We start from the raw sequence: 2,873 nt of genomic DNA, 5'->3' as shown, positions 1-2,873 counted from the left end.
CGCCAACATCACCCGCCAGAGCCTGGCCAACGGTCGTGGCGCGGCAGCGGTGGACTTGAGCCTGATCCCGTTGAGCGCGATCGACCACGTGGAGATCCTGCGTGACGGCGCCGCCGCTCAATACGGCTCCGATGCGATTGCCGGGGTGATCAACATCGTGCTCAAGCAAAAGGACGACGGCGGCAACGTCGGCTACCGTTTCGGTGGCTACAACAAGGGCGATGGCATGCAGCGCAAGTACAGCGGCTGGAAAGGCTTCGAACTGCCGAATGACGGTTTCCTGACTTTGAGTTTCGATGCCGGCAGCCAGGACCCGGCCAGCGACACCAACCCGGACAACCGAATCTTTTATCGCGGCGACACCAGCGTGAACACGCCGCGCGAGCAGAACAACCGCTATCGCACCTGGAACTGGGGCTCCAACAGTGTCTCCGACCAGTACAACTTCCTGGCCAACGGCGAGATGGGTGTGGGCGAAGGATTGACCGCCTACGGGTTCGCCACCTATTCCCACAAGAACACCGACTCCACCGGTTTTTTTGACCCGCCCACCGCGCTGTACAACAACTACGGCAGCGTTTCCTTGCAGCGTTATCCGGACGGCCGTTTGCCGATCACGCGCTACACCCTGGAAGACTATGCCGCCACCGGTGGCCTGCGGTACGAAAACGAGCAACTGGGCAAGTTCGACCTGGCGCTTAACCACGGCACCAACATCGTCAAGTCCACCGACTACAACGCGATCAACCCCAGTTGGGGCACCAACAGCCCGGCGACGATCTACACCGGCGAGCGCAAGAACGACCAGACCAACGTGACCCTGGATTGGGTGCGGGACTTCCCCACCGACTTGCTGTTCAAGCCGCTGACCGTCTCCGCAGGCCTGGCCTGGCGCCAGGAAAATTACCAGTTGAGCGCAGGCGCGCCGGCCGCCTCGCAGAACGGCCCGCTGTTCAACACCGTTGACCCGGTGACCGGACGCCGGCTCACCGGGTATTACTCGGGTATCACCCCGGTGGATGCCGACTCGCTGCAACGCAAGGTGCTGGGCGCGTATCTGGATGTCGAAGGCCAGGTCACCGAGAAGTTCCAGGCCGGTGTCGCAGTGCGTACCGAGCACTATTCGGACTTTGGCGACACCACCAACGGCAAGCTGTCGCTGCGCTACGACTTCACCCCGCAGATCGCCGCACGGGCCAGCGCCAGCACCGGCTATCGCGCACCGTCCCTGGCGCAGAGCGGCATGTCGTCGTTCAGTGTGCAGGTGGTGGAACAGCCGCCGGGCAGCGGCAACTACGTCGAGGTGCAGCAGCGCACCTTGCGCGCCAACAGCCCGGAAGCCCAGGCCCTGGGCGGCACACAGCTCAAGCCCGAGGAGTCGACCAACTACTCGCTGGGCCTGGTCTGGCAACCGCTGGACAACGCATCGGTGACGGTGGATGCCTACCGCATCAACATCAACAACCGCATTACCCTTTCCGACCAATTGCCGGCCTCGATGGTCTCGCCGATCTTCGCCGGGACGCCTTACGCCAATATCCAGAGCGCGGCGTTCTACACCAACATCGCCGACACCCGCACCGACGGTATCGAACTGACCGGCAACTACAAACTCGACCTGCAGCAATGGGGCCGGGTGAACTTCAACGCCGGCTATGCGCGTAATCGCACGCAAATCACCGACCTGCGCAACGTCGGCAACATCGCGGGCAACCAGATCATCGGCCGCACCACCCAAGGCCTGATCGAGCACGGCACCCCGGACTACAAGCTGACCCTCAGCGCCAACTGGGCCTATGAAAAGTGGGGAGTCACCGTGGCCCAGCGCCGTTATGGCGAATGGAAAAGCCTCAACGCCGCCAACCCGAACCTCGACCAGACCTTCAGCCCGCAATGGGTCACCGACCTGGACGTGTCCTACAACCTTGGCAAGGGGATCAAGCTTTCAGCCGGTGCGACGAACCTGTTCAACACTCACCCGGACAAGGCTTCCGGCGCGCAGTTGTACGGTGTGCCGATCTACTCGATCACCAGTCCTGAAGGCGCCCAGGGTGCGTTCTACTACACCAGTGTGAGCTACGACTTCTGAGGTAATTGCTGATGGGGTGTTGCTGCAGCAGCACCCCAGTGTTGGCCAGGCATCATTCGGGCATTCGGATGTACACCCATCCATTGTGGGAGCTGGCTTGCCTGCGATGACGGTGGATCAGCCAGCCTCAATGTTTACTGGCCACCGTCATCGCAGGCAAGCCAGCTCCCACATTTGGCCTTCATTGTTCTCCCCTGTTGTGTTCACTGGCACATGTCTTGCGATAGCCCCCGGGTACTTCGCTGAAATAAGACCCGCCATGCGCCCTTACCGATTGCTCACTGCCCTGACCTGGCTCATCTCGCCGCTGGCCCTGCTCGCCACCTGGACGCTGGTGGCGCACCTCGGGATCTTCCCGCGCAACCTGCTGGTACCGCCGGCCCAGGTCCTGCAAACCTTTGAAGAACTGCTCGCCAGCGGCGAACTCGCTGAACACCTGGGCAACAGCCTGTCCCGGCTCGGTCTGGGCTTTGGCATCGGCTCGCTGTGCGGCCTGGCCTTCGGCGTGCTGATGGCCCTGTCAAAGAACGTCGAGGTGTATTGCGCCCCGCTGTTCCACACCTTGCGCCAGATCCCCAGCATCGCGCTGATCCCGATGTTCGTGCTGCTGTTCGGCATTGATGAAACCTTCAAGATCATCATCGTCGCCAAGACCGCATTTTTCCCGGTGGCCCTGGCCGCCAGCGAAGGCGTCAAGGGCATTCCCCGCAGCTACTTCGAAGTGGCCGACGTGTACCGCCTGCGCTGGCCGACCTTCGTCTGGCGCATCGCCCTGCCCGCTGCC

At 62.4% G+C, this 2,873-nt stretch carries 2 protein-coding genes; both read left to right on the top strand.

The window, feature by feature from the left end; translation table 11 throughout:
• Positions 1-2,089: TonB-dependent receptor (locus HX846_RS24790; protein ID WP_178966283.1), on the top strand; the 2,089-nt coding region annotated here is incomplete at its 5' end.
• A gap of 259 nt (positions 2,090-2,348) precedes the next feature.
• The coding region (locus HX846_RS24785; protein WP_178966282.1) for an ABC transporter permease at positions 2,349-2,873 on the top strand (525 nt) is incomplete at its 3' end.

This window comes from Pseudomonas sp. K5002 (assembly GCF_013386655.1).
GTDB lineage: Bacteria > Pseudomonadota > Gammaproteobacteria > Pseudomonadales > Pseudomonadaceae > Aquipseudomonas.
Note: the sequence above shows the minus strand (reverse complement) of the source record. Positions and strands in the feature narration are given on the sequence as shown.